The sequence below is a fragment of the Terriglobia bacterium genome, assembly GCA_020073085.1.
GTDB lineage: Bacteria > Acidobacteriota > Terriglobia > JAIQFV01 > JAIQFV01 > JAIQFV01.
Map to the genome: position 1 here is coordinate 18,780 of JAIQFV010000030.1, position 25,892 is coordinate 44,671.

Annotated in this window: 18 protein-coding genes; 13 read left to right on the forward strand and 5 right to left on the reverse strand. The window is 55.2% G+C overall.

Annotation, left to right across the window (positions count from 1 at the left end; translation table 11 throughout):
• Nucleotides 1-507: 507 nt before the first annotated feature.
• Nucleotides 508-1,722, reverse strand: a complete 1,215-nt coding sequence (locus LAO21_20315) for a hypothetical protein (GenBank protein ID MBZ5555066.1) — start codon at nt 1,720-1,722, stop codon at nt 508-510.
• Between the two features lie 320 nt (nt 1,723-2,042).
• Between LAO21_20315 and LAO21_20320 the strand changes: the two genes are divergently transcribed.
• Nucleotides 2,043-3,197: a DGQHR domain-containing protein gene (locus LAO21_20320; GenBank protein ID MBZ5555067.1), complete on the forward strand. Its 1,155-nt coding sequence runs from the start codon at nt 2,043-2,045 to the stop codon at nt 3,195-3,197.
• A 79-nt stretch (nt 3,198-3,276) separates the two neighbouring features.
• On the opposite strand, the gene LAO21_20325 is transcribed toward LAO21_20320, so the two are convergent.
• The 4 genes from LAO21_20325 to LAO21_20340 all read right to left on the reverse strand — a co-directional run bounded on the left by LAO21_20325 (nt 3,277) and on the right by LAO21_20340 (nt 8,219).
• On the reverse strand, nt 3,277-3,642 hold the full coding sequence (locus LAO21_20325) for a PilZ domain-containing protein (GenBank protein ID MBZ5555068.1): 366 nt from the start codon (nt 3,640-3,642) through the stop codon (nt 3,277-3,279).
• 212 nt (nt 3,643-3,854) lie between these two features.
• Nucleotides 3,855-5,207, reverse strand: a complete 1,353-nt coding sequence (locus LAO21_20330; GenBank protein MBZ5555069.1) for a sigma-54 dependent transcriptional regulator — start codon at nt 5,205-5,207, stop codon at nt 3,855-3,857.
• 86 nt (nt 5,208-5,293) lie between these two features.
• Nucleotides 5,294-7,540, reverse strand: a complete 2,247-nt coding sequence (locus LAO21_20335) for a HAMP domain-containing protein (protein ID MBZ5555070.1) — start codon at nt 7,538-7,540, stop codon at nt 5,294-5,296.
• Between the two features lie 22 nt (nt 7,541-7,562).
• Entirely contained in the window at nt 7,563-8,219 is a 657-nt protein-coding gene (locus LAO21_20340; protein MBZ5555071.1) for an endonuclease III domain-containing protein, read from the reverse strand.
• A 699-nt stretch (nt 8,220-8,918) separates the two neighbouring features.
• Here LAO21_20340 and pilB point away from each other — a divergent pair.
• From pilB to LAO21_20400, 12 genes are all read left to right on the forward strand, one after another.
• The gene (gene pilB, locus LAO21_20345) at nt 8,919-10,664 is read left to right on the forward strand and encodes a type IV-A pilus assembly ATPase PilB (protein MBZ5555072.1); all 1,746 of its coding nucleotides are present in this window, start codon (nt 8,919-8,921) and stop codon (nt 10,662-10,664) included.
• A 948-nt stretch (nt 10,665-11,612) separates the two neighbouring features.
• On the forward strand, nt 11,613-12,737 hold the full coding sequence (locus LAO21_20350) for a type IV pilus twitching motility protein PilT (GenBank protein ID MBZ5555073.1): 1,125 nt from the start codon (nt 11,613-11,615) through the stop codon (nt 12,735-12,737).
• A gap of 105 nt (nt 12,738-12,842) precedes the next feature.
• On the forward strand, nt 12,843-14,048 hold the full coding sequence (locus LAO21_20355) for a type II secretion system F family protein (protein MBZ5555074.1): 1,206 nt from the start codon (nt 12,843-12,845) through the stop codon (nt 14,046-14,048).
• Nucleotides 14,049-14,287: 239 nt separating this feature from the next.
• On the forward strand, nt 14,288-15,934 hold the full coding sequence (locus LAO21_20360; GenBank protein MBZ5555075.1) for a PAS domain-containing protein: 1,647 nt from the start codon (nt 14,288-14,290) through the stop codon (nt 15,932-15,934).
• 198 nt (nt 15,935-16,132) lie between these two features.
• Nucleotides 16,133-17,503: a sigma-54 dependent transcriptional regulator gene (locus LAO21_20365; GenBank protein ID MBZ5555076.1), complete on the forward strand. Its 1,371-nt coding sequence runs from the start codon at nt 16,133-16,135 to the stop codon at nt 17,501-17,503.
• Between the two features lie 736 nt (nt 17,504-18,239).
• Entirely contained in the window at nt 18,240-18,692 is a 453-nt protein-coding gene (gene tnpA, locus LAO21_20370) for an IS200/IS605 family transposase (protein MBZ5555077.1), read from the forward strand.
• Between the two features lie 441 nt (nt 18,693-19,133).
• Nucleotides 19,134-21,029, forward strand: a complete 1,896-nt coding sequence (locus tag LAO21_20375) for a tetratricopeptide repeat protein (GenBank protein MBZ5555078.1) — start codon at nt 19,134-19,136, stop codon at nt 21,027-21,029.
• A gap of 448 nt (nt 21,030-21,477) precedes the next feature.
• Nucleotides 21,478-21,942 (forward strand): IS200/IS605 family transposase, encoded by a 465-nt coding sequence (tnpA, locus tag LAO21_20380; protein ID MBZ5555079.1) that lies wholly within the window; start codon nt 21,478-21,480, stop codon nt 21,940-21,942.
• Nucleotides 21,943-22,870: 928 nt separating this feature from the next.
• Entirely contained in the window at nt 22,871-23,368 is a 498-nt protein-coding gene (locus LAO21_20385; GenBank protein ID MBZ5555080.1) for a prepilin-type N-terminal cleavage/methylation domain-containing protein, read from the forward strand.
• 477 nt (nt 23,369-23,845) lie between these two features.
• Nucleotides 23,846-24,427: a transposase gene (locus LAO21_20390; protein MBZ5555081.1), complete on the forward strand. Its 582-nt coding sequence runs from the start codon at nt 23,846-23,848 to the stop codon at nt 24,425-24,427.
• A gap of 297 nt (nt 24,428-24,724) precedes the next feature.
• Nucleotides 24,725-25,426, forward strand: a complete 702-nt coding sequence (locus LAO21_20395) for a nucleotidyl transferase AbiEii/AbiGii toxin family protein (GenBank protein MBZ5555082.1) — start codon at nt 24,725-24,727, stop codon at nt 25,424-25,426.
• Entirely contained in the window at nt 25,410-25,736 is a 327-nt protein-coding gene (locus LAO21_20400) for a hypothetical protein (protein ID MBZ5555083.1), read from the forward strand. The genes LAO21_20395 and LAO21_20400 overlap by 17 nt, the downstream gene beginning before the upstream one ends.
• The last annotated feature ends 156 nt before the right edge of the window (nt 25,737-25,892 follow it).

The following is a 25,892-nucleotide window of genomic DNA, read 5'->3' on the forward strand; positions in this document are numbered from 1 at the left end:
TCACCTATCACCTATTCCCTGACACCCGGCACCCGTCCTCCAACAAAGAAAACCTTCCAGCGATCTTTTGCTGGAAGGTTTCAGGCCTCACTACGGCTATCCCCAGGGGATAGCTTTGGGCAGGAGGTAGGAGGCAACTCGTTGTAGCTTATTTTTGTCTGTCTTGTAAGGATCGGGCAAAGAGCCCTTTGAAGGCCTTGCCCGAGTCCGATCATTAACCTGCGACTCGACAGCTACCCCTCCACATGTCGAGAAGCGCGGTCATATCCATTCGACAGAAAAACACTGTGAAGGTTTATTGGTTGGCCGGTTTTTTTTAGGACAAGGGGGCCTGCTACGGTCTTATTTGAGGGCAAAAGTCAGGAAAGGCAGGAAGGATGGCACCGACAAGGACACAGCTCCTCCCTTCCACTCCGCAATCCGAAATCCGCATTCCGCAATTGAATGGGGTGTCGTGTGAGATCGTGAGAGTCGGTGTTCGGGGATTCGTCCAGGGATGATCTGGAGCTAGATCCCATTGGGCCGGACGGAGGAGTCCCGGGACTTTTCAATCAGTTCTTTCAAGCCCTCAGTGGAACCATTATGGCGGGCCTTGTAATAGGCCTCCAGCAACTGGCTTGCTTGGGTCTGAATTTCACTCGGGATGGCGGCGCTTCTGGCCAGGGCGGCGATCGCCTCGTCAATTTTTTTTGACTTCCAATAGGCGATGCCAAGGCGGTATTCCACCAGCGGATCGGCGGGCAGAAAGTCCCGCGATTTCTCCAGGTCCGCCACCGCAGCATCCAGCGTCTCGTCTTTCTGCAATTCCACGAGCCCGCGCGTCGAATAAGCCAGACTCTTCCATTGAATCTTCTGCTTTCCCCATTGTTCCTCGGAAAGGGCCGCAGGCTTCGGCCTCGAGTCGAGCGCATCCGCGACAGCAACCGCTTTTTGTGCTTGTGCCATCGCCGCCTCGATCTCCATCGGCTTTCTGAGGTACGCACTAACAATCAAGGTGATGATTTCGACGTTGTCGGGGTTAAGAGCGAGCGCTTTTCCCGCGTACTCCAGAACCTTGGCCCGGTTTTCCAGTCGGAAGTAGGCCCGCATATACTGTTCATCAATGAGGGGCCTGGTCTCCGGATCATCCACGACCTTCGTATATTCATCGAGCATCGCTACGATCTTCTCCGGATCCGGCTCGGAAGACAGCTTGGCAAAGAAGACCTGCTTGTATCGATCGATCGCGTAAGCCAGCAACTGTTTGGCAGTTGAAATGACCGATTCTTGTGACAGCAGCCACTCCTTCGGCGAGACGCCCGAGGGAGGAGTGTCCTTGACCTTGGCAGCGAGGGTGGAAGCGTCCTGAATCATCTGGATCGCCTTGGACAGATTTTCACCCTTGACGGCCAGGACTCGGCCCAACATGAGCATCAACTGCGGGTCCTGGCGGAGAGCGAGGGATTTCTCGGAATATTCGATCTCCTTGTCGGAACTCCCCAGCTCGCGGTAGGAGATGGCATAGAATTCGTAAATCTGCGCGAGGTCAGAGGTCTTCGGGAAATTTTTCAAGAACCCGTCCAGCAGTTCCACGCGTTTCTTTGCGTCGGTTTCGCGCGCAATCGCCTGGTAAGCCTTATCCTCGGGTGAACCCGCGATCACCTGAGCCCAGTGCGTCAATGGGGCCATCAAAAACAAGAATACTGTGATCCCGGCCATCATTTGGAAAGTGCGACCGCGCATGGCTGTTACCCTCGCACAAAGATTGTCTTCAAACCTGGAGCAAACCGGATTGTCGCGCCTCGACCCTGGATGATGCTTAAGCCCCCGGAACTGCTGGTCCATCGCGGCCCGGACATGCTCACGTTCGGGCGGACAAGTATTTGAGCAGTATTCTCGCACAATGAAAACAATCGAAGCAAGCTGCAATTTCACCCTCCGGGCGTCTTCGACTTTTTGCTTGAAAAAGTCTCGGACGCTAGGGGATGATGTTGAGGGTTTGAATCACATGGCACTTCGTTAGAGACTTCCCAGGTCATTAACCTTAAGGAGGCACCTCAACAGTGGATGTTCCTGCCATACGCATTCAACAATTCGGAGTTCAGTTCTACCAGGCCGCACTTTCCGCCGAGGCGGTGGGGCAACTGGTGACCTTTGAAGTTCTGACCTATGACGCCCGGACTAAGATGTCAAGGCGACCCATCAAATCCGGCGTGGACAAGGCAAAAATAAACTGGGAACTGCTGGAAAACGTCATTCGCGCATCGGCCGAAGCTTATCAACGTCCGATCATCAGCAAGAAAATCGCGGAATTGGCGGAATACTATCACTTGTGCGCAGAACTGAATACGCTCCCTTCAATTCCGGGGTCGGTTTTGCTTGTTGCGGACCGGCGGCTGGATTTTCAGCAGAGCGGTCGCGACAAGTTTTACGGAAGCTTGACCATTCCCGCCGAGCCGGGCGTCCTTCGAGTGCTGGATGGCCAGCATCGACTTCTGGCCTTGCATCAGATGCAGACCGATCCTGCCGTCACCAGCGGGGGCCGAAGTCTTAAAGATTTCTATGTTCCCAGCGTCATCTTTGACTTTCTGCCGCCGGACCATGCGGTGGAGATGTTTGTCACGATCAACGCCAAACACACCCGGCTGAACCCCTCTCACATTATTTCCCTGGCGGGCCGGCGCCTGTACAAGGACGAATGGCTCGCGGCGGCGCACGACACCATCCGGGCATTGAACGAAGACCGGGACTCGCCCCTGGCGGGTCAGATCAAGGTGCTGGGCGTGGGACCCGGAAAGGTGTCCCAGGCGGCGCTTGCGGACGAGATCAAAGCGATTTTTACCAACATGGCAGGGGCCTCAGAATCGGCGGCTAAACAGTTTCGCGACGATTCCCGGCGATTTTTTGTGAGCTATTTCAAGCAGGTGGCCCGGACCTTTGAATCGGCCTGGTACGGACGCAAGTACTCCATCAAATCCGGGACCGCCCTGCGGGCGTTCATTCGCATCGTTCCCGATGTGCTGCAGATCATCCGGTCCCGGCGCGGGGAAGTGACCGACGCCCTGAAAATCCGCGAAGCGATCGCCCCATGGGCCCTCACCATCGGGGATCGGCGGTTTGAATCGGAAGGCGAGTGGAAATTGAAGCTCCTGGGGGGCACACAATCCACGGTGGACCTGCTGACGCGGGAACTGCGCGCCGGCCTGCAACCTCGTTAGCAAATTCTTCTCCAGAAGAGGGTTTATTTCATGATTCGACCCTGGATGGATGGTTCAGCGAAGCGGACTGCAGGGCGGATTAGTGGATGATCCAGTTTTCATGCGCATCCACGAAGCGCAATCCCACCCGGTACTTTCCCGACTGGGATCTCCTGGACCAGATCATGGCAACGCGGGCCTGAGCCAAAAATCTCTGATCAAAAGCAGAAACCTGGATCAACATTCCGACTTCCATCTCTTGGATGGTCTCCACACAGGCCCCATGCCGGCTGACGTTCTCCGTGACCGTGTCTTCGACGAAGGGCTTATCGGCTTTGTCCTTGCCAATCAGGCAGACAGGGAATTTGAGCGTGACACGGGGCTCACCGCGCCGCATTTTCCATACCGCATCACTGTGGAGAGCATCGCCGTTCAAGCTGGGATCATTTTGATTTTGTGTGGCCATAGGATTTATCCAGAAGACTTGTTGATCAATTCGTTGGTTGAATCCGAGACTGCTGCAACTCCCTTGATTTCAATTCGACTTGAGAGTAATTCACAAATATTACAACTTTTTGAACGACTGAGCATTAAGTTTCCTGCCGTGGACGGGGTTGTTCCGGCTTTCCTGGATGACCGCCTGGGGCGTTCCCGTTTCACGCCTGCCCTCCTCGGGGGTCAGGGACGGATCTGCAGGGCCTTCATTTTCCGGTAAAGGTGGCTTCGCTCCAATCCGAGCGCTCGTGCGGTATGCGTGATGTTCCCGTGGTTCTCCTCCAGCTTCCGCAGGATAAAATCCCGCTCATAGGCCTTGCGCGCTGTCTCCAGGGAAGAAGGGGCGGGGGGAGTTTCTTCTGACGCCGCTCCTTCGCGCAGCAAGGCGGCCGGCAAATGGCGAAGTTCGATCCGCACCGCCGAGGTCATGATCACAACGCGCTCCATCATATTTTTCAGTTCCCGGACGTTTCCCGGCCAGGAATGTTTCACCAGGGCGTCAATCGCGTCGTTGGTGAGAATTCTTTCCTTTCGACCGTATTCCCGTGAAAACTCCTGGACGAAATAGCGGGCCAGCACCGGGATATCCTCGACGCGCTCGCGCAAGGCAGGCACGTAAAACGGGATCACGTTCAGCCGATAAAACAGATCCTCCCGAAAATTTCCCTTGGCAATCTCGTCGTCGATGATTTTGTTGGTGGCGGCGATCACCCGGACATCCACCTCCGTCGGCTCGCTGCCGCCGACGCGCTCGAAGCGCTGGGTCTCCAACACCCGGAGCACCTTGGCCTGAGTCTTCAAGCTCATGTCGCCGATCTCATCCAGGAAGACGGTGCCGCGGTCCGCCTTGGCGAACTTCCCGATCTTGTCTTCCGTGGCGCCGGTAAACGCCCCCTTGACATGGCCGAACAGCTCACTCTCGATCAGTTCCTCGGGGATCGCCGCGCAGTTCACCTCGACGAAGGGGTCGTTGGAGCGGAGGGACTGTTGATGCAGGGCATGGGCGATCAATTCCTTGCCTGTCCCGCTTTCCCCATAAATGAGCACGCGGCCGTTGGTAGGAGCGGCAAGCGCGAGCTGCTGGCGGAGCGCTCGCATGGGCACGCTGTCGCCGATAATCACATATTTTCTCTTGAGTTCACTGCGCAGCGCCTCGTTCTGCTCGGCCAGGTGGCGTTGCTCCAGGGCGTGCCGCAGCACCAGCATCAGTTTGTCGATCGAGAGGGGCTTTTCGATGAAATCAAACGCTCCCAGCTTGGTGCATTTGACTGCGGTCTCGATGTTGCCGTGGCCCGAAATCATCACCACGGTGGGGGGATGGTTTTCCTGCTTGATGAGGCGCAATGTTTCCAGCCCGTCGATGCCCGGCATCCAGACGTCGAGCAGCACCAGATCGTACTCCTTCTTCTGGATGGCCTCGAGACACGCCTCGCCGTTGGCGACCGCATCGGCCTTGAAGCCCTCGTCCTCCAGGACGCCCTTGAGGGAGCCTCGAATGTTCTTTTCGTCGTCCACGATCAGGATGGTGTTCCTCAAGCGACCCCCCTGGATGACCGGATCACCGGCCCGGGAACTTCTCCGCCCGGTCTTGATCCTCTCCTTGAATTGCCGGCCGGTGTTCTTCAGGAGCTGAGGACGGGCAATTCGATGATGAAGCGAGTGCCGTGTGGAGGATTCTCTTCCACCCGGATAATGCCATTGTGATCGGCGACGATGCGATTGACGATGGCCAGCCCCAGCCCCGTGCCCCGCTTCCGGGTTGAAAAATAGGGGAGGAAAAGCTTGTCCTTGTCCTGGGGGCGCACGCCATGGCCGGAATCCTCCACCGCCACTTCCACGGTCTCGCGCCGCTCATCAAATCGTGTCTGAAACCTTAAATGTTTCTCGGGCACATCGGCCATGGCTTCCACGGCATTGTCAATCAGATTGATCAGCACCCGTTTGAACTGCTCCGGGTCCACCTTGACATTGGGCAGTCCATCGCGGAAATGCTTTTCGATGGCGATATCCTTCAGGCGTCCATCGTAGGTCGCGAGGGTCTGCTCAATGATCCGATTCAAGTTGCTCGGGACGGGATCGGCGGAGGGGAGCCTTGCAAAGCGCGAAAACTCATCGACCAGGTTCTTCAGCGCGGAAACTTCCTGCGTGATGGTGGAGGCGCATTCCGCAATCAGCTGGCCCAGCGGCCCCGTGATCCGGTTGGCATTGGCGACGCTGCCCGGAGGATCCTGGGCGCGCGTCAGGTTCTTTAGGATCCGTTCGGCGCTCAGATGGATCGGCGTCAAAGGGTTCTTAATCTCGTGAGCCATACGCCGCGCCACCTCGCGCCAGGCCGCGCTCTTCTGGGCCTTCAGCAACTCCGTCAGGTCTTCGACGACGAGGATAAAACCGAGATCCTGATTGCTGCCCTCGCGCAGGGCACAGGCCGTGATGGCGCAGTAGAGACTCCTCTCCCCGCCGATTGAGAGAGTGATCTCGCGGCTGGCAATGGAAAGCACCCGGGCCCGCCCGAGGATCTGCTCCAACAGGGGAGTGACGGTGGGACCAAACACATCCAGGAGCGAGCACACCGGTCCCACTTCAGAATTCAGCATCCGCTGGGCGGCGCCATTCAACTGCGTCACCCGAAAATCATTCGTCAATGAGATCACCCCGGTCGGAATCGACTCCACCACGGTTTCGATGTAATGCCGCCGGGCTTCCAACTCGCGATTCGCCTGTTCGAGGGCTTCGGTCGATCTTTGAATGGTCCGATTCTTTTCGTGAAGCTGCTGCGTCATGGCATTGAAGGAATCGACCAGAAGCTTGATTTCGTCCTGGGCTTCCACCGAAACGCGGTAGTCCAGATCGCCGGAGGCCACGGCCTGGGTCGCTTCCGCGAGGGCCTGGATGGGCACGGTGATGCGCTTGGAAAGGTAGATGGCTATCCACGAGGCGCTGAAAAGGATGGAGAGGGTAATTAAGAGGAGCGTGAGGACCTTGACCTTCTTGAAGGTCTTGATGTCGCGGGCCAGCGCCGAGTACTTGGCCCGCTCGGTATTGATCTGCTCGATCTTTTCCTGCAGGTTGGAGGGGTAAAAATTGAGCGCGGACACCGAGGCGACCAGATGCAATCGCTCATCAAAAATGCCGGTACCCGCCAGGGAGAAAGGCCGGCCGTTGATCTGGCCTTCGCGTGAAATCTCGGCGGTCTCCTTGAGGGCAGCCGCCGCCTGGGTGAACTCCTGTCCCATGGGACGTGTCCATTGCTCCGCCGAAGGCAAATGGTAGAGCAGGATCCCTTTTCCATCCCGGTCGTAGAGGGCAACACCCTCCACCTGGAACTCCTGCGCCGATTGCCCGATAAAGGCCTGGAGCTTGGTGGTGTCGTGCGACCTGAGAGCAGCGATAACCACGGGAGAGCTCGCCAGCTGCTTGACGTAGAAATAGGTCTGGGTCGCGAAAACCCCTTGATACTGGGCGACGATGTCGCGGGCGCTGTCGAGAACCGTGTCGACCGGGACACTGAACCACTTGTCCAGGCTGCGATTGATGAGCCCATAAGCGAAGATGAATAGGAAAATGGCCGGGATAAACGCCAGTCCCAGGAAGGCGCCGAGCAACTTGGTCTTGAACTTGGAGCCAAGCTTCACGGATCGCCGCTCCACATAGATCTTGATGAGATACCGGGAAAGGATCAGGGAGAACACGATCAGGGCCACAACAATGAGCGTCGTGAGCGCAAAGAGCACCACCGTCTGAGACGGGTCGGAGGGGGACAGAAACTTCGAGATATTGAATGCCGCCTCGATGAATACAATGGCGACCAGGATGAGGATCAGAGCGGCGATCCCCGCCAGGGCCCATATCTTCTTTGTTCTCGGGGTCATGTCAAATTACCGGGGTCTTGAATCATCGGTGGCCCCCCTCCGGTTTCGGGCCTTCGGGTAACAGGGGCTGCAATGGGCATTGCGAACATCGCGGCTCCTTCCGCTTACAATAGTTTTTCCCGACATTTACGAGCAGGGCATGATACTGGTTAAAAAGCGACTCATCACGCGGAAGCTGAGAATCGAATGAACCCTGGATTTTCCCGTAGGCCGCCTTCTCGTCGGCCCAGCCGTGACGCGAAAGAATTCTCCGTGTGTAGGCATCAACGACAAACACCGGGCGCTGTGCAGCATAAAGCAGAATTGAATCAACCGTCTCCGGCCCCAGACCCTCGATTGCGAGCAATTCCTCCCGCAGGGTTTCCGTCGGCTCCTGGAACATCCTGTCCAGTGTCCCATAGCGGGACAGGTAAGAAAGGAAATTCTTCAGTCGCCGGGCCTTCTGATTAAAATAGCCCGACGAGCGAATGTGAGCGGCGAGTTCTCGAAGCCCGACCCGGGAAAGGGTCATGGGGGTCAGCAGTCCCTCGCGCTTCAGGTTCCCGATCGCCTTCTCGACATTCGTCCAGGCGGTTGACTGAGTCAATATCGCCCCGACAATCACTTCAAATGGAGAATCTCCCGGCCACCAATGTTGCGGCCCCAGCACCTTATCCAGAAGTTGGAACGCCTCAAGCAAAGGCCGGTCGGTTTTCTTTCTGCTTCCTGGTCTCCGAATTCCGTCACCTCCATCAGGTTGTCCGTAGGTCTCGACTGTTGCAATTCAACCACACTGCTCTGCTCACTCTATCGCGACAGGAGAAAGGGAGTCAAGACAAGGAAGCCTGAGGTGTCCGGATGTGGACAATGCACCTCCTGAAAGGCCTTGACTTTGCATGCGTGATTCACTATGTTACGCAAGCAGGCAAAGGAGTCAGTGTCGGTAACAGCGGCTAATATTGAGTTTTTTGGAGGTTGGGTCAAAATCTGCCTTGGACGATTCAGGAGGTTACCCCAAAGGATCGAGGTGATTGTCGAGGCCAGGGTTATGTTTCCATCCCTCTCGGTAAGAGAGTCTTTTCGGCCATCGAGTATTGGTTTCATTGACCCACACTTGGTCCCCCGACCTTAAGATCCTTCGATTGGCCCGAGCGGAGGGAGTTGTCCGTTCCCTCGTCAAGCCTCAAAGAAATTCATGGATTCTGTCACTTTTGCCTCAGAGTGGCGCAAGGGCTGGTGGAGAAGACCCGGGCCCCATCATCAAAATTCACTCGGGACATGGCCGCCGGCATTTTCTCTTGAAACATTCGTTAAGGATCTCCCCATTATTTGTGTTGAGTGACGTTGATATTTGCGAAAGAGCATTCCTGGAGGGGTGTTTGTGTCGGTAAGAGAAGGCATGGCGTCAAAACTGGGTGATCTTCTCGTCAGCGAGAATCTGATTACCACGACACAACTGGACGAAGCGGTTGAGCTGCAGCGCCGTTCGGGCAATCGATTGGCCCAATGCCTTGTGAAGTTGGGCTACGTCAACGACGAGGATATTGCAAAAGTCCTCTCCCGTCGTTACGGGGTTCCATCCATCAATCTCTCCTATTTCGAAATTGACACTACCGTCATCAATTTAATCCCCCGCGAGACCGCCCAGAAATACCATTTGCTCCCCCTGAGCCGGGTCGGATCGGTGCTCACGATTGCGATGCTCGATCCCACCAATGTAACGGCTCTCGACGACATCAAGTTCATGACGGGCTTTAACATCGAACCCGTCGTGGCGTCAGAGTCATCGATTACGGAGGCCATCGAGAAGTACTACGGATCGCCGCACGCCATCGAACTCAAGAAGGTGATGGAATCGATCAGCGGTGCAGGCGACGGGGAAATCATCGCCGGCGAAATCGATGCGGATGTGGAGCTTCAGACAGGTGCCGAAGAGCAGGTTGACCTCGCCGAGCTGGAGCGCGCGGCCGAGGAGGCTCCCGTCGTAAAGCTCGTGAATCTCATCCTGGTGGACGCCCTTCGGCGGGGGGCATCCGATATTCATCTCGAACCGTACGAAAAAGAATACCGGGTGCGGTTCCGCATGGACGGCGTTCTTTATAACATCATGACGCCTCCCCTGAAACTCAGGGATGCCATCATCTCCCGATTGAAGATCATGGCAAAGCTCGATATTTCGGAAAAACGACTGCCCCAGGACGGCCGCATCCTGATGAAGATGAGGCATCAGGGGAAACGCAAGGAACTCGATTTCCGCGTTTCCGTCCTGCCGACCTTATACGGCGAAAAAGTGGTTCTCCGTCTGTTGGACAAGGAGAACTTGATGCTCGATATGACCCGGCTGGGTTTTGAGTCGGAGTCGCTGGTTAAATTCGAGCAGGCCATCTTGAAACCTTACGGGATGGTGTTGGTGACGGGTCCCACCGGCAGCGGCAAGACCAACACGCTTTATTCGGCCATCTCGCGCCTGAACACGCCCGAAACCAACATTATGACAGCGGAAGATCCCGTTGAGTTCCAGTTGCAGGGCATCAACCAGGTCCAGATGAAAGAACAGATCGGCCTGAATTTCGCGGCCGCCTTGCGCGCTTTCCTCCGCCAGGATCCCAATATTATTCTGGTCGGTGAAATTCGTGATTTCGAAACGGCGGAGATCGCCATCAAAGCCGCTTTGACCGGTCACCTGGTCCTGTCCACGTTGCATACCAACGATGCCCCCTCAACGATTTCGCGTTTGATGAACATGGGAATCGAACCTTTCCTGGTAGCAACGTCAGTCCATTTGATCGCCGCCCAGCGCCTGGTGCGCCGGATTTGCAAGGCCTGTAAAGAAGAGATTCCCACGCCGCAGAAAGTGCTGGTCGAAGCCGGATTTTCCCCCGAGGAAGCTAAGAAACTGAAACTTTACAAGGGGAAGGGATGTCCCCTCTGCAACGGGACCGGTTACAAGGGACGCGTGGGATTGTACGAGGTCATGGAAATCACCGATGAGATTCGGGAACTGGTGTTGGTCGGGGCGTCCGCATTAGAGTTGCGCAAGAAATCGATTGAGAACGGAATGATTTCCTTGCGCGGCAGCGGGCTGCGGAAAATAAGAGATGGAGTGACAACCCTCGAAGAAGCACTCCGTGAGACGGTCCTATGATCCCGGGGGTAAGGCGCGGGCAGACCCCGGCGTTTTGATCGAGTCAGCCGAATAATCCCCGGGACGATGAACTCTGGTTTTCCTTCTGTTGTAATTCTCACCTGATCCTCTTCAACCTGAATTCCGAAGTTGAAAACCCGGGGGGAATCTCCAAGGGATTGCAGGGAAGATCGAAGGACTATTCCTATCTTTCCGCGAGCAGGAACCGAAACCCTGCGCCGGTTGAGTACTGCTGTTGCCTCCGACGGGAACCGGCTGAGGGTGGCATAGCGACGCCAAGGGCCGATTGCGGCGTGGACACAAGCCTTCACCCGATCCGCCGGCAAGATCTGAAATCTCAGATTTGAGATTTGGGATCTGCTGGGCTAGGGGGGTCGCCACCCCGAAGAGGGAACCCGCGCAGCAGGGCCTCGAATTTTGGCTGGGGATCGTATTTCCAGGAAGAGGGAGAAGAGAACCCATGGATGTTCCCCGATCGGACCATCCCATGGAGATTTCCAGACCTCCTCTCGGACCGGTACCTTTTTCGGGCTTCAACTGAGGACCTGGGGTTAAAATTTGTGGGTTTTGGTCTGAAACCTATCCTCCGGGAAAGAATCGGGGTCGGGTCGTCAGAACCCCAAGATTCAAAAATACTACCCACTTTGTGATCTGCATCACAAGCAAAAAATACATCTGAAATATTTTGGTAATGGTCCGATAAGACTGTTAAGACCATTCGGCAGGAGGAAACAGGGATTTACGCGGGGTTGGAAGTTGAAAAAGCGGGGATTACCGCAGACCGCGGGAGGGAATCGACTGAACCAAACAGGAGCGGCAGGGGGATGGACGTATTGGCAGTGAGACAGACCATCGGCCTCGGAGGCCGGACCCCCGGCGGCAATCCTGCGGATCGGTCCCGCGAATGTTCGTCCACTTGATGTTGGTCAGGTTAGGAAAGGATTCTTCATGCTTTCGCTCAGTGACCTTTTGAAAACGATGATGGAGCAAAATGGGAGTGATCTTCACATCACCACGGGGTCACCTCCACAAATCCGCGTGGACGGCGTGCTGCGTCCGCTGGATACGCCTCCCCTGACCCCTGCCGATACCAAACAGCTCGCCTACAGCGTCCTGACGGACGCGCAAAAAAAACGCCTCGAAGAGGACCTCCAGCTCGATCTATCATTTGGCATCAAGGGGCTGGCGCGTTTTCGAACCAACGTTTTTCACCAGCGCGGAGCCGTCGCGGCGGTCTTTCGGAATATCCCCTTTTCCATCCGGAATTTCGACCAACTGGGCCTGCCCTCCATCATCCGCACCTTGTGCGATAAGCCGCGCGGGTTGATCCTGGTGACGGGGCCCACCGGCTGCGGAAAGTCGACTTCCCTGGCCGCCATGATCGACAAGATTAATGCCGACCGGCACGAACACATTGTCACCATCGAAGATCCCATTGAATACCTGCATCCTCACAAGAATTGCATCGTCAACCAGCGCGAGGTGAATAACGACACCCATTCCTTCAGTGATGCCCTTCGATCGGCCTTGCGCGAGGATCCGGACGTCGTCCTGATCGGTGAAATGCGGGACTTCGAGACCGTCGAATCGGCGCTGCGCATTGCTGAAACCGGCCACTTGACCTTTGCCACCCTGCACACCAATTCGGCCATTTCATCGATTACCCGCATTGTGGACGTGTTTCCCTCCCACCAGCAGAACCAGATCCGGGCGCAACTCTCTCTGGTGCTCGAAGCCATTCTCACGCAGGCACTGTTGCCCCGGGCCTCCGGCAGCGGGCGGGTGATGGCCATGGAGATTCTGATTCCGAATGCGGCGATCCGCAACCTGATCCGTGAAGACAAGATCCATCAGATCTACTCGTCCATGCAGGCGGGACAGGAGAAGTTCGGGATGCAGACGTTCAACCAGTCGTTGGCGTCGCTTTACTTCCAGAAGCAGATCACGCTCCAGACGGCGTTGAGCCAAACTTCGAATGTGGACGAACTGCAGGAGATGATTAACCGCGGCGCCGGCCTGGTGACTCAAGCATACAAGCGGCCGGTTCATCCCGCTTATAAGGCTTCGCATTAGACCACCCTCAGAGTGGGGCAACGCGCGGTCGTTCCAGATAGTTGAGTTCGCAGGATCTTTCGAAATCTCGCAGCTTCAGCAATGAAGGTTTAAAGGAGATCAGCGATGCCAGTCTATACTTACCGAGCAAGAACAAGAACAGGAACCACGATTTCGGGAGAGCGCGCGGCCGACAACCAGCAGGTGCTGGCAGCCATGCTGCGTCGTGAGCAGGTCAGTCCTATGGCGATCAAAGAGAAGCGAAAGGGATTTGCTCTCCCTACGTTCGGGGGAAAGGTCAAGGCCAAGGATCTGGCGGTTTTCACAAGGCAGTTCTCCGTGATGATCGACGCCGGCTTGCCCCTGGTGCAGGCGCTCGAAAGCCTCAGTTCGCAGATGGAGAACAAGGTCTTCAAGAAGGCAGTCGAAACCGTCCGTGGCGATGTGGAAGGCGGTTCCACGCTCGCCAATGCCATGCGGAATCAGCCCAAGGTGTTTGATGCTCTTTTTACCAACATGATTGCCGCCGGAGAAGCGGGGGGTATCCTTGACACCATTTTGCAGCGCCTCTCCACTTACATTGAGAAGGCGGTGAAATTAAAGCGGGCCGTTCGCTCCGCCCTGATCTATCCCTGTTCCATCCTGGCCATCGCAATGGGCGTGGTCACCCTGATTCTGGTCTACGTGGTGCCCACCTTCATGACCCTCTTTGCCGGTTTGGGGGTTGCACTTCCGGTGCCGACACAGATCGTCATTAGCGCGAGCCATTTCTTGACGCGATACGGTCTGTTCATCCTGTTTGGTCTGGGCATATTCATTGTCGCATTTCGATCCTACTACTCCACGCAGGCCGGCCGTTATAATGTGGATGCCGTCTTGTTAAAACTTCCTGTGTTCGGGATCCTGCTTCGAAAAATTGCGGTCGCCCGCTTCTCGCGAACTCTTTCCACTTTGATCACCAGCGGTGTGCCCTTGCTGGAGGCCTTGGATGTGACGGCAAAAACGGCTGGAAATGCCGTGATCGAGAAGGCCATCATGGACACCCGGAAAGCCGTGGAACAGGGACGCACCATCGTTGATCCCCTGAGACAATCCAAAATTTTCCCCCCAATGGTGACCCAGATGATCTCCGTGGGAGAACAAACCGGCGCCATGGACTCCATGCTCACCAAGATTGCCGAGTTTTACGAGGAAGAGGTCGATGCCGGCGTCAAGGATTTGCTCACCGCCATGGAACCCCTGCTGATCGTTTTCCTGGGCACGGTGGTAGGCGGGGTCGTGATTTCCATGTACCTGCCGCTGTTTACACTGATCGATAAGCTGTCGGGGTAGGGGATGGGTGTTAGGGCATAGGTGATAGTGGATAGTTGTTAGGGGACAAGGTATAGGTGATAGGTTTTAGCCGGAGTGTGGCTCCCCCTCCCGATTGATTCACGAACTCCTTCCACGCCCACATTTTCATTTTTCTATTGTTCATAGCGAAAAGCCTGGGCCCTTTCACCTGGGTTCCTATAACCTATCACCTATGATCTACAGCCTATTACCTATCTTTCGCCTCGGAGAAATCCTGAGTGGCAAACGTCACAATAGCGACTGAAACCCGCGACTGGTTGCTGTGGTTTCTCAAGCTTCGCGTCATCGTCTACACGGTGATCCTCGGCATTTTGGTCGGGGTGGAACGGATTGCGACCCCGCGAGTGCCTTTTGGGGCCGTGATGGGGGTCCTGCTGGTCGCTCTTTCCCTCACCCTGATTTATTCCCTGTGGGTCAATTACGCTTCCAATTACTTGTTCCAGGCCCTCTGTCATATCGTCACGGATCTGGTCATTATTACCCTGATTATCTATTACACTGGAGGGACCGAAAGCTATTTTTCGATTCTATATTTTCTGCCGATCGCATTTTCCAGTTTGGTGCTGTACCAGCAGGGCGCCCTGCTCACTGCTTTTTCGGCCTCGATGGTGCACGCCTCTCTTCTCCTTTTAACCCAGGCGGGATTCCTTCCTACCCATGCTCTCACGCATCCCTCTTTGAGGACATTGATTGCGTTCATTACCCTGAACACCTTCGCCTTTCTGGTGGTCGGATACTTCAGTGGATATCTGTCGGAGAACCTCCGGCGCAAGGGCGCGGAGCTGGTGAATAAGACCGGGGCGCTGGCCAGCTTGAAGGCGCTGAACGAAAACATAATTCAAAGCCTGCGCGGAGGGCTGTTGACAACCGACCTCGACGGAAAGGTGACCATGCTCAATCCTGCCGGGGAAGAAATCGTCGGGCGTCGCCTGGTCGAGGTGCTGGGCGGATCGATCAAGGAAACCTTTCCCGACGTCGACTTTGAGCGTTGCATCCATCAACTGCGTGATGGACGCCGCAACGTCCGTGTCGATTCCATTCTTCGCAACCGGCCGGGGGAGGAGAAATTTCTCGGGCTCTCGGCCTCGCCGCTTTACGGCGATCAGCATGTTTTGATCGGATACCTCGTGAATTTTCAGGATCTGACTGAAATGAAGCGACTGGAGGGAGAAATCCGCGCCAAGGACCGCATGGCCGCCGTGGGTGAAATGGCGGCGGGGATGGCCCATGAGATCCGCAATCCGCTCGCCTCTATTTCCGGTTCGGTGGGATTGCTTCGAAAAGAAGTCCCCTTGACCGATGAGCAGGACAAGTTGATGAGCATCGTGCTCCACGAGTCACAGCGTCTCAATAAGATTATTGATGGCTTTCTGATTTATTCGCGCCAGATTACCTATAACCCCCGGACCGTGGATTTGAATGAGCTCATGGAAGACACGGTGACTTTGTTGTACAACAACCCTGAGGTCACCGCGCAGCACCGGATCGAAAGCATCTCGGACCAGCACCCGCTGGAGTGCCATCTCGACCCCGATCTCATCAAGCAGGTGTTCTGGAATTTGTCGCATAATGCCATCCGGGCGATGCCCGAGGGGGGAACGCTGACCATCGAACTGAAGAAGGCCGGCGATGACGAGGTCAGGATAGTGTTTCGGGATACCGGCGTGGGCATTGAAGAAGAGCGGATTGACAGAATCTTCGAGCCCTTTCACTCTTCATTTGCCAATGGCACCGGGTTGGGGTTGGCGATTGTTTATCAGATTGTTCAGGCGCATCATGGCCGCATCGAAGCCCATTCGAGCGAGGGACTGGGCTCCGTGTTCGAAATCTCTCTCCCCTGCCAGGTTCCGGTCCAGGTCCATTGACAGGACGTGGACCAACACTGACAAACACGGATAATGAATTAATCAGGAATGAATTGAGTCGGCCGGTATGATGGACGTGAGATTCTTCAGTTCGTGCGTCATTTTGATGTGGGTCGAGAGCATTTGGACGCTCGCTTTTGCTCTTAACCCAAGTACTTCCGTGTTCATCGGTGTTCATCCGCGTCCTGAATGCGTTTTATGAAACTGCTCATCGTTGACGACGAAAAATCGATTTGTGATCTGCTGGAAATTGTTTTCAAGCGGGATGGCTACGAGGTGAAAACGGCTTCCAGTGGGCGTGCCGCTCTGGACCTGCTCTCCAAAGAATCCGTGGATCTGGTGGTCTCGGATATCAAGATGCCGGGCATGACGGGGCTTGAGCTTCTGAAAGAAGCCAGGGCGCTGCTGCCCGACGCCGTCTTCATTTTCATGACCGCCTTTGCCTCGACTTCGACGGCCATCCAGGCGCTCCGGATGGGGGCCAACAACTACATTATCAAAACGGAGAGCTTTGTTGACGAGTTGAAGGTGGTGGTCGAGAAAGAGATGCAGGAAGTGAAGGTCCGGCAGGAGAACCGCGACCTGAAACGTGAACTCGGACGTTTGAGCAGCATTGAAAACCTCATCGGCACCAGCGCCCCCATGCGGGCGCTGACCGAGTTGATTCACACCGTGGCTTCGACCAACAGCACGGTTCTGATTACGGGGGAGAGTGGCACGGGGAAGGAACTGGTGGCCCGGGCCCTGCATCGGTTGAGTCCGCGGGAGCTGGAGCCCTTTACTTCCATTAACTGCGGCGCCTTTCCCGAGACGCTTTTGGAGTCGGAACTGTTCGGTTACGTGAAAGGGGCGTTTACTGGCGCCGCCAGTAATCGAAAGGGGTTGTTCGAGGTGTCGGACCGGGGAACCGTCTTCCTGGATGAGATCGGCGAAATGAGCCCCACCATGCAGGTGAAGCTGCTGCGGGTCCTCCAGGATCACAAGATCCGCCCCGTCGGAGGCACCGAAGAAATCTCAGTGGAAGTGCGGGTCATCGCGGCGACCAACCGCAACCTGCAAAAGATGGTGGCCGAAAAGGGCTTCCGTGAAGACCTGTATTATCGAATCTCGGTGATTCCCATCCCCGTGCCTCCCTTGCGGGAAAGGAAGGAGGACATCCGGGCGCTGACCGATCACTTCATGAAACGGTTTTCAAAATCGATGGGTAAATCGATCCTCGGGGTGGAACCGGAAGTGTACGAAGCCCTGGAGGCCTATGCATGGCCGGGCAATGTGCGCGAACTCGAGAACACGATCGAGCGCGCCGTGGCGTTTGAATCCACCGAGACCCTGAAACTGGAGCGATTGCCGGAGCGTATCGTGATGCCCGAGATCAAGATTCCTGAAATCGAGGCGTCGTTCCCTCAGGAGGGGGTCAATTTCGATCAGCAGATCTCCGAGGTGGAAAAGAAACTTCTCGAAGCCGCCCTGCGAAAAGCCGACGGCGTCCAAACCCGGGCCGCGGAGCTCTTAAAAATGACCTACCGCTCTTTCCGGCACTACATGGCGAAATATAATATTCAGAAATGAGGAGACCCTGAAGAAACCGATGAATCGGTTTAATACCGAAATGGGTGGGGACAGTTGACACCCCGATAAATCGGGGTGCTGCAAACAGGGGTTCTAACAGCACCCGGATTTATCCGGGTGACCCAGGGATCATCCAAATCATGTTGATTCCGACAGCACCCGGATTCATCCGGGTGGACCTGAGATCATCAGAATAAGTTTGATTCCAACAGCACCCGGATTCATCCGGGTGTTGATGAAACAACGAAACGCATGTCAACCGTTTCAACGGTTTTATGGAGCTTGGGGAAGAAACCGATGAATCGGTTTAATACCGAAATGGGTGGGGACAGTTGACACCCCGATAAATCGGGGTGCTGTGAAGAACGAATCCAACAGCACCCGGATTCATCCGGGTGAACCAGGGGTCATCCAAATCAGTTTGATTCCAGAAGCACCCGGATTCATCCGGGTGGTGCCGTAGCATCAAGAAGCGAAGACAACCGTTTCAACCGTTTTGTGGAGTTTGAGGAAGAAACCGATGAATCGGTTTAATACCGAAATGGGTGGGGACAGTTGACACCCTGATAAATCGGGGTGCTGTGAAGAACGAATCCAACAGCACCCGGATTTATACGGGTGACCCAGGGATCATCCAAATCAGTTTGATTCCAGGAGCACCCGGATTCATCCGGGTGTCGATGAATTACCAAAAACGAAGTAGAAACCGTTTCAACGGTTTCCAGAGGAGACCGCATTGCTCCACTCACACACGAAGATATTCATTCACCTTATCTGGGCAACCAAGAGTCGTGAACGAATGCTCACGAAGGATGTTCGTCCTCTCCTTCGTCGGCATTTGGTCGACTATGCGAGGGAGAATGATATTCACTGTGATACCCTGAATGTTCAAATGGAGCACGTTCATGGCCTGATCTCTCTTCAGAGCACTCAGAAAACTGATGATGTCGTTAAACTTCTGAAAGGAGAATCTTCACACTGGATTAATGAGCAGAACCTTCTCCGCGGAAAGTTCTCCTGGCAGCGGGGATATGCGGCTTTGTCCGTGAGCCCATCGCATGTGGAGCGGCTCAAGTTGTATATCAACAATCAGGACGAGCATCACCGTCGAAAGACGTTTGCAGAGGAGTATCAAAGCATCCTGAAGAAGTATGGATTTTCAGTTGCGGAAACCGATGAATCGGTTTGAAGGAGAGTCGGAGGGATCGTTAACACCCCGATAAATCGGGGTGCTGCAAAGAACGAATCCAACAGCACCCCGATTTATCGGGGCGAAATGGGTATCCCTAAGATCAGTTTGGATTTGAACAGCACCCGGATTTATCCGGGTGAACCAGGGGTCATCCGAATCAGTTTGATTCCAGGAGCACCCGGATTTATCCGGGTGTCACGATATTGTCAAAAATCGAAGGCAACCGTTTCAACGGTTTTATGAAACTTGGGGGAGAAACCGATGAATCGGTTTGATTGGGAAGTAGTTGGGCACAGTTGACACCCCGATAAATCGGGGTGCTGCAAAGAACGAATCCAACAACACCGGTAGCCACCCAGGTGGTGACAGAACCTGCCAAATCATTCGAACGTTATCTCCGTGCGATCCAAAACCAAATCAGGAGTTCATAGTTCCTCATTGAATCCCAAGGAAGCCCCGCGACTCTCTTCGCTCGAGCTTTCCTGGATCGAGTCCCTTCCCACCTCTAAGATTCTGATCGCCCTTCTCTTGCTTGTTCTCCTGGCCTTTGCCAACTCCCTGTCCGGCGAATTTGTCTTCGACGACGTCAAATATATCGTCAACAATCGAAGCCTCCGCGGCCCCCTGGACCTGGCCGGGGTGTTTACTAACGATCTGTCTGCATTTCAAACTCATTCTTCCAGGGATGTCGCACTCCCTTATTACGGACGCCTTTACACCCTCTGGCTCCACTTCGGTTTTCGCTTGTTTCATCTCTCGCCGCCCGGATGGCACTTGCTGAACATCGTGCTGCACGCGGGGGTCTCTTGCCTGGTCTTCTTCGCGATCTCCGCCGCCCTGAAACGGAAGTCCCTGGCGGTCATCGCGGCGGCTTTGTTCGCGGTGCATCCGATCCATGCGCAGGCGGTGGCCTGGATCAGTGCCGCCCCCCAGTTGCTCGTGGCCCTTTTCTTTCTTGCCGCTCTCTTATCGTACCTTCGGGCCCGGCGGACTCATTCGATCGTTTCCTGGGTGATGGCGTTTTTCTTTTTCATACTGTCGATCCTGTGCAAGGAAACCGGCTTGGCCTTGCCGGTCGTCATACTCGGTCTGGAATACTTCTCCCTGGGTGAAGGCCACAGAACCCCAAGCTCCCGATTTTCCCGTCGGCATCTGGGTCGTGTGTTTCTCCATGCTTCGGGTTTTCTAGTAATTAGCATCGTTTTCGTGGCGGTCCGATACAATCCGGCAAGTTCTGCAAGCCTGAATCATCCGCTCAACCAGGGTCTCACGGCCCTCAATGTCGTCCTGACCATCCCCGCGGTGGTTCTGAGTTACCTCACCCATTTGCTCTTCCCGTTTCGCCTGAGTCTCCTTTACGATACAGACTTCGTCCACGCGGCTACGTCGACCGGATTTCTGTTCCCCGCGATAATCGTTTTGATCCTCGGAGCAGCCCTGTATTGGATCTGGCGAGGTCTTCGAGAAAATCCTATTGCGGACGCCCTGGTTTTTGCAGGCCTGTTGTTTTGGGCGCCGTTGCTCCCCGTGCTGAACTTGAGGGTTTTTCATCCGGAATACCTTGTCCAGGACCGGTACGCCTACCTGCCGTCCATTGGGTTTTGTCTCGTGATTGCGTTGCTGATGATATGGCTGCTGAACAAGGTCCAATCCGTGGGCGTCCAAGCGGCATGGGTGGGGGTCCTATTGACGGCTCTTTTGATTGGGGTCACCCGGGAGAACGGAACCTGGCACGATTCTGTGGCCTTGTGGAGCAGGGCGGAGACGAACCGCCCCCAATCCTGGGACGTGCATTACAATCTGGGACTGGCGTTGTTGGAACACCGGCGTTTTCGAGAATCGGAGCAGGAGCTGCTCGAAGCGGCCAGACTCGCGCCCGACGACCCTGCGGTCATGAACAACCTCGGCATGGCCCGGATGAACCTTTCTGAAACCGATCTCGCCGCCCGGAGTTTTGAGCGCGCCATCCAGCTTGATCCCCATCTGGTCGAGGCATACATCAATCTGGGAACGCTTCAGTTCCGAATGAACAACGTCCCCGCCGCAGAGAAGACATTTCGCTCGGCGTTGGCGGTCGACCCTCAATCGAAGGAAGCCCTTTACAACCTCGCCCGGCTTCAAATGGCCCGTGGTGACCTGCGGGCGGCTGTGGAGGCATGGGACCATCTGTTGCGGATCAATCCGGAAGATGCGGAAGCACGCTGGCAATACGGGAAGACCTTGAAGGGTCTCGATCGTGATGCGGAAGCGCGGGCGCAGTGGAGCCGAGCGCTCGAGGATGTGAGGGATGAAGCATTGAGGAAGAAGATAGAATCGGAATTGAATTCGAGGTAGGGGAAGCAGAAGATGATTGCGAAGGCGCCCGGGTGACCCCCAGAAAGAACAGGAAGTTTCTTGCACAGACAGAGCACCCCGAGTTATCAGGGTGTGTGCGAATTCCGTTGCTTCCCTTCAAACCGATTCATCGGTTTAGTATGTGAAATCGTTGAAACGGTTTCGATTCATTCTTGCAAATATTCCGGCCGCCCGGAACCTGGATTTGGCGCCAACACACCATTCGGAAGTGTCATACCCCGGAACGTCCAATCTCCCAACTCCGATAGGAGTGGCATCTTTATAGCTCTCAGTCCTCTCCCATTTTTGCGTGGTTGAACCCCGTAGGGGTGACATCTTCAATATCTCCGATCTCGGTTACCCTTAAATTCTCGGGAAAACCTGCATCCGACGTGGTATTCTGTCAGGTAGGCAAGCGCCCCCCCTGTTCCCATAGGAGCAAAACCTCATGGCCAATACCTATACCCAGATTTACATCCACTTGGTGTTTGCAGTCCAAGGGCGTCAGAATTTGATCCATCCCAGGCATAACGACGAGTTGCAGAAATACATCACAGGGATCGTCACCGCTCAAAAGCAGAAACTCATTTCCATCAACAACCGGCCGGACCATGTTCATATGCTGATTGGTCAGAAACCTGACATTGCCCTTTCAGACTTGGTGCGGGCAATTAAAGCTGGATCATCAGGGTTCATCAACCGGTGTGGATGGATTCGCGGGAAATTCGAATGGCAGGAGGGATTCGGGGCATTTTCGCACTCTCATTCCCAGTTGACCGCAGTGATCCGCTACATCCAGAATCAGGAAAAGCACCATGCGAGGAGAACTTTTCAGCAGGAATATCTAGAGCTCTTGGAGAAGTTTCAGATCCCCTATGATCATAAATACATCTTCGAGTCCGTTGAGTTTTGAAGCGGGGGTTTGAAAGGCCAGATGTCACCCCTACGGGGTTTCACCTCAGGGTGGGGGGAGGTTCGGCGATACTATAAAGATGGCACTCCTACGGAGTTGGGGAATCGCCAACCGTTTGGGGACAGCCCGTTCGATAGGAAAGGCAATATGTCCGTCTGTGGTCGGGAGTTGGGGGATGCGCAAACGGGGAGGTGTTAGCACGTTCGCTAGAGAATGGGAGGTATCGCTTTGTGGTCTCTCGACCCTTGGAACCTCGCTCCGGTGTCGAGACACCAATGGGATCCGCTGCACCCCGGAACGCGCGATTCCCCAACTCCGTCAGGAGTGGAATATTTATAGCGCTCGGCCCTCCCCCCTTCGCTCAGGGTTTGAACCCCGTAGGGGCGGCATCTGGGTGGGCTATTGTGCAGGCCGTGCTCCGCACGGTATTGCACCAGCCATTTGATTTCGGCAGCGCAGATGTCACCCCTACGGGGTTTCACCTCAGGGTGCGGGGGGTGTCGGCGATACTATAAAGATGGCACTCCTACGGAGTTGGGGAATCGCCAACCGTTTGGGGACAGCCCGTTCGATAGAAAAAGCAATATGTCCGTCTGTGGTCGGAAGTGGGGGGATGCCCAACGGGGAGATGTTAGCACGTTCGCTAGAGAAAATGCGGGCCTTTTCTTAGCAAAGCTGCACGTCCCCTTCCCTGACACAAAACGTTATGGGGACTCACAGAAATTGTAATTAGTACCGCCTCGAGATCCACTGACAAAGATCGTCCCCGTGAAGCAATTTCGACTGTACCAATCTAAGCCAATTATTTTCATGGGGTTACATCAAGTCCCCGGTCCGGTCAACTTGACCGAGACCTTTGGAATCCGGGGTGCATCAAACAGGGCAGGCTGCGATGATCGCGGTCGATAAATCTCCGGAGGATCTAATCATGAAAAAGAATAATAAGAAAGGTTTCTCGCTCCTAGAACTGCTGATCGTCGTAGCGATCATCCTGATCATTGCCACGATCGCCATCCCCAGCTTGCTGCGTTCGCGTCAATCAACCAACGAATCAGCAGCAGTGGGCGATTTGCGAACAATTAACACGGCCGAAGTGACTTATTCTTCGTCCAACTCCCAGCAATACGCCTCATTGGCTGACCTGATGACGGCTGGCATGCTGGACGGTCGGTTTGCCGGTGTGGCCGCGGCTCCTGGACTTCATGGGCAGGTTTATGCGGAAGATGCAGCGGTAACGGATAAAGGAGGCAGCGGTGCTGATGTTGGTGGAGCGGTCCCAACTGCCTACGGCATTGCTCAAACTCCTATCGTTGGTAATGCGCGTTATGGTTACATAACGGGCACTGATGCTGTGGTTCGATACAATGTGACTGATGGCTCGGCGGCATTCCCGACCGGTAAGGCGCAATTCGATCCAGTTCAGTAAAGGATGCACGGCTTCAACTCCAGGCGATGGTCCCGAGGAATCGGGACCATCGCTTTTTTTTGTAACAGGGACTGACACCTTTTCGCTCGACTGTTTTGAAAGTTCCCTGAATCCAGGTGTCTGTCCCTTGTCAGGATTTGCCGTGAGCAAAGGGGACAGACACCCGCCTTGTTGGCATTCTTCCGGATTTGTTTGCGAGAAGGTGTCAGTCCCCAAGACAGGGACAGACACCTATTCGCTCGACCGTTTTGAAAGTTTCTGGAATCCAGGTGTCTGTCCCTTGTCGCAAAAATCCTGCGCGAGTAAAAGCAGAATCCCCTGAAAAAAACTAATTGATTGCTGTTGAATGATTCTTAATCTTCTCATAAAATAGTCCTGTTCACCCCCATACCACCAAAGGGACCGTCACCTTCTTGGTTTGTCACCTCGTGATTTCCGAGAGGCCAGATGTCTGTCCTGGTTGGAAAGGGGGATCAAATGGCGCGTACCGCTCGAACCGTTGCTGTCGATGTTCCCCACCATGTGACACAACGTGGAAATAATCAGCAGACGCTCTTCTTTGATGATGAAGATCGTCGCTTCTACCTTTGCTTGTTGGAAAATTACATCCGCAAGTTTAACGTTGATATGCTGGGATTTTCCTTAATGACCAATCACGTTCATTTGGTACTGCTCCCGCCTGAAGCCAATGCCTTGGCCAAAGCGCTGGGAAAGGTCCACTCTCGGTACTCTCAACACAATAACTTAAAGCAAGGGCGCAGTGGTCATTTGTGGCAGAATCGATTTTTTTCGTGTCCCTTGGAACCACCTGATTTATGGAGTGCGCTGTGTTATATCGAGAGAAATCCAGTCCGGGCCCGGATGGTCAAGCAGGCATGGGACTACCCATGGTCAAGTGCAAGAGCTCATGTTACAGGTCATGATCCAAGCGGATTACTAAGCATGGACTTGTGGCAAGCAGCGTTTACTCCAGCAGAATGGCGAAAAATGCTGGAGACTCCTGAAGAGCCTGGAATGCTCACTGACATTACGAACGCCACCCGCCACGGGCGCTATTGAGGCTAAAAAAGGGACAGACACCTGCCGGGGTGCCATTCCTCTGGAGTCATCAGCGAGAAGGTGTCAGTCCCCGCGCCCGTGCGCGCAAAGGGGACAGACACCTGCCGGGGTGCCATTCCTCTGGAGTCATCAGCGAGAAGGTGTCAGTCCCCGCGCCCGTGGGCACAAAGGGGACAGACACCTGCCGGGGTGCCATTCCTCCAGATTTATCAGCGAGAAGGTGTCAGTCCCCGGACTCGATGCGCGAGCCGTCGAGGCTGCTTGGGCGAAATGGGGATTTGGGATAGAATCGCGTTCATGGATATTCGGAACCCCCATCGCCCAACCCATTGGCCCGTTCACAGTGAGGCATGTTTGCAGGCATTAGTGGTCCATGGCCTGGGAGATAAGATCTCTCTCGGCGGCGGCTTCGGCTTGTTGCATTATCTCGATTATCGACCCACCCACGATGTGTATGCGTGGTGGACCCCTTCGGCGACCTCAGAGGATCAGCAGCAAGTGGTTCGGGTGATCGAAGCGACTCTTGGATCTTTTGGCGAGGTCAAAACGCGGTCTTGGGGTGATGTGGTCAGCATTGAATTGAAGCGCGAGGGAAAGAGCGTGTTTAGTTTTCAAATTGCTCGCCGTTCGGCCCAACTGGAGCCCTCTGTCCCAGCCCCGGGGACCGCCGTGCTTCTGGACAGTTTTGCCGACTTGTTAGCCAGCAAAATGGTGGCACTCATTGAACGCGGCCCCCCCAGGGACTTTCGCGATATCTACGCCTTGTGCCAGGGGGGATTGGCGACCCCGCAGTCCTGTTGGAATCTTTGGCGGCAACGCCAGCGGTTGGCAGGAAGTGATGCCGACAGCACGCGTGCCCGCCTCGCCATTCAGACGCACTTGGCGAGAATTGAACAACATCGTCCCTTGGCTCAAATTCCTGATGGCCACCAGCAGGCTGAAGCCGAACAGCTCCGGAAATGGTTTAGAGAGGGGTTTCTGAATGCCCTCCAGTCCTAGTTCCGATTCGCCATGGATCGATGGGGCATTGTACCCGGACAGGGAAGCCCCTCGGTCGTTGGACACGTTGGCTGACCGCGTGGACTTTCTGGCGCGACTGTGTGGGGCGTGGGATTTTGGTGTTTTGCCAGAGGAGAACGTGGTGTCTGAAATCCGCCGGGCGGAGTGGCTCGAAGCCGTGGATGCCTGTCGGTTGTTGACTTCACCCGTCTACCATTTGGTGCGCCAGTGGCATGGCTTGCCCACGCTGCCCTACTTAGGACAACAATTGGCGTATATCCGTGATGACCCCGAGCTGGAACATGTGTGAAACAACAGGGACAGACACGAATGGCACTAAGTTAAGGATTCTCGCCACGCGGCACGCGCATCCGCCTGGGTACTCCCACCGTGGTACGCTGCAAGATGGTTTGTGACAGGTCGAGCATTTTCTTGAGAATGCGATGGAGCCGGCGCTGATTGTGGA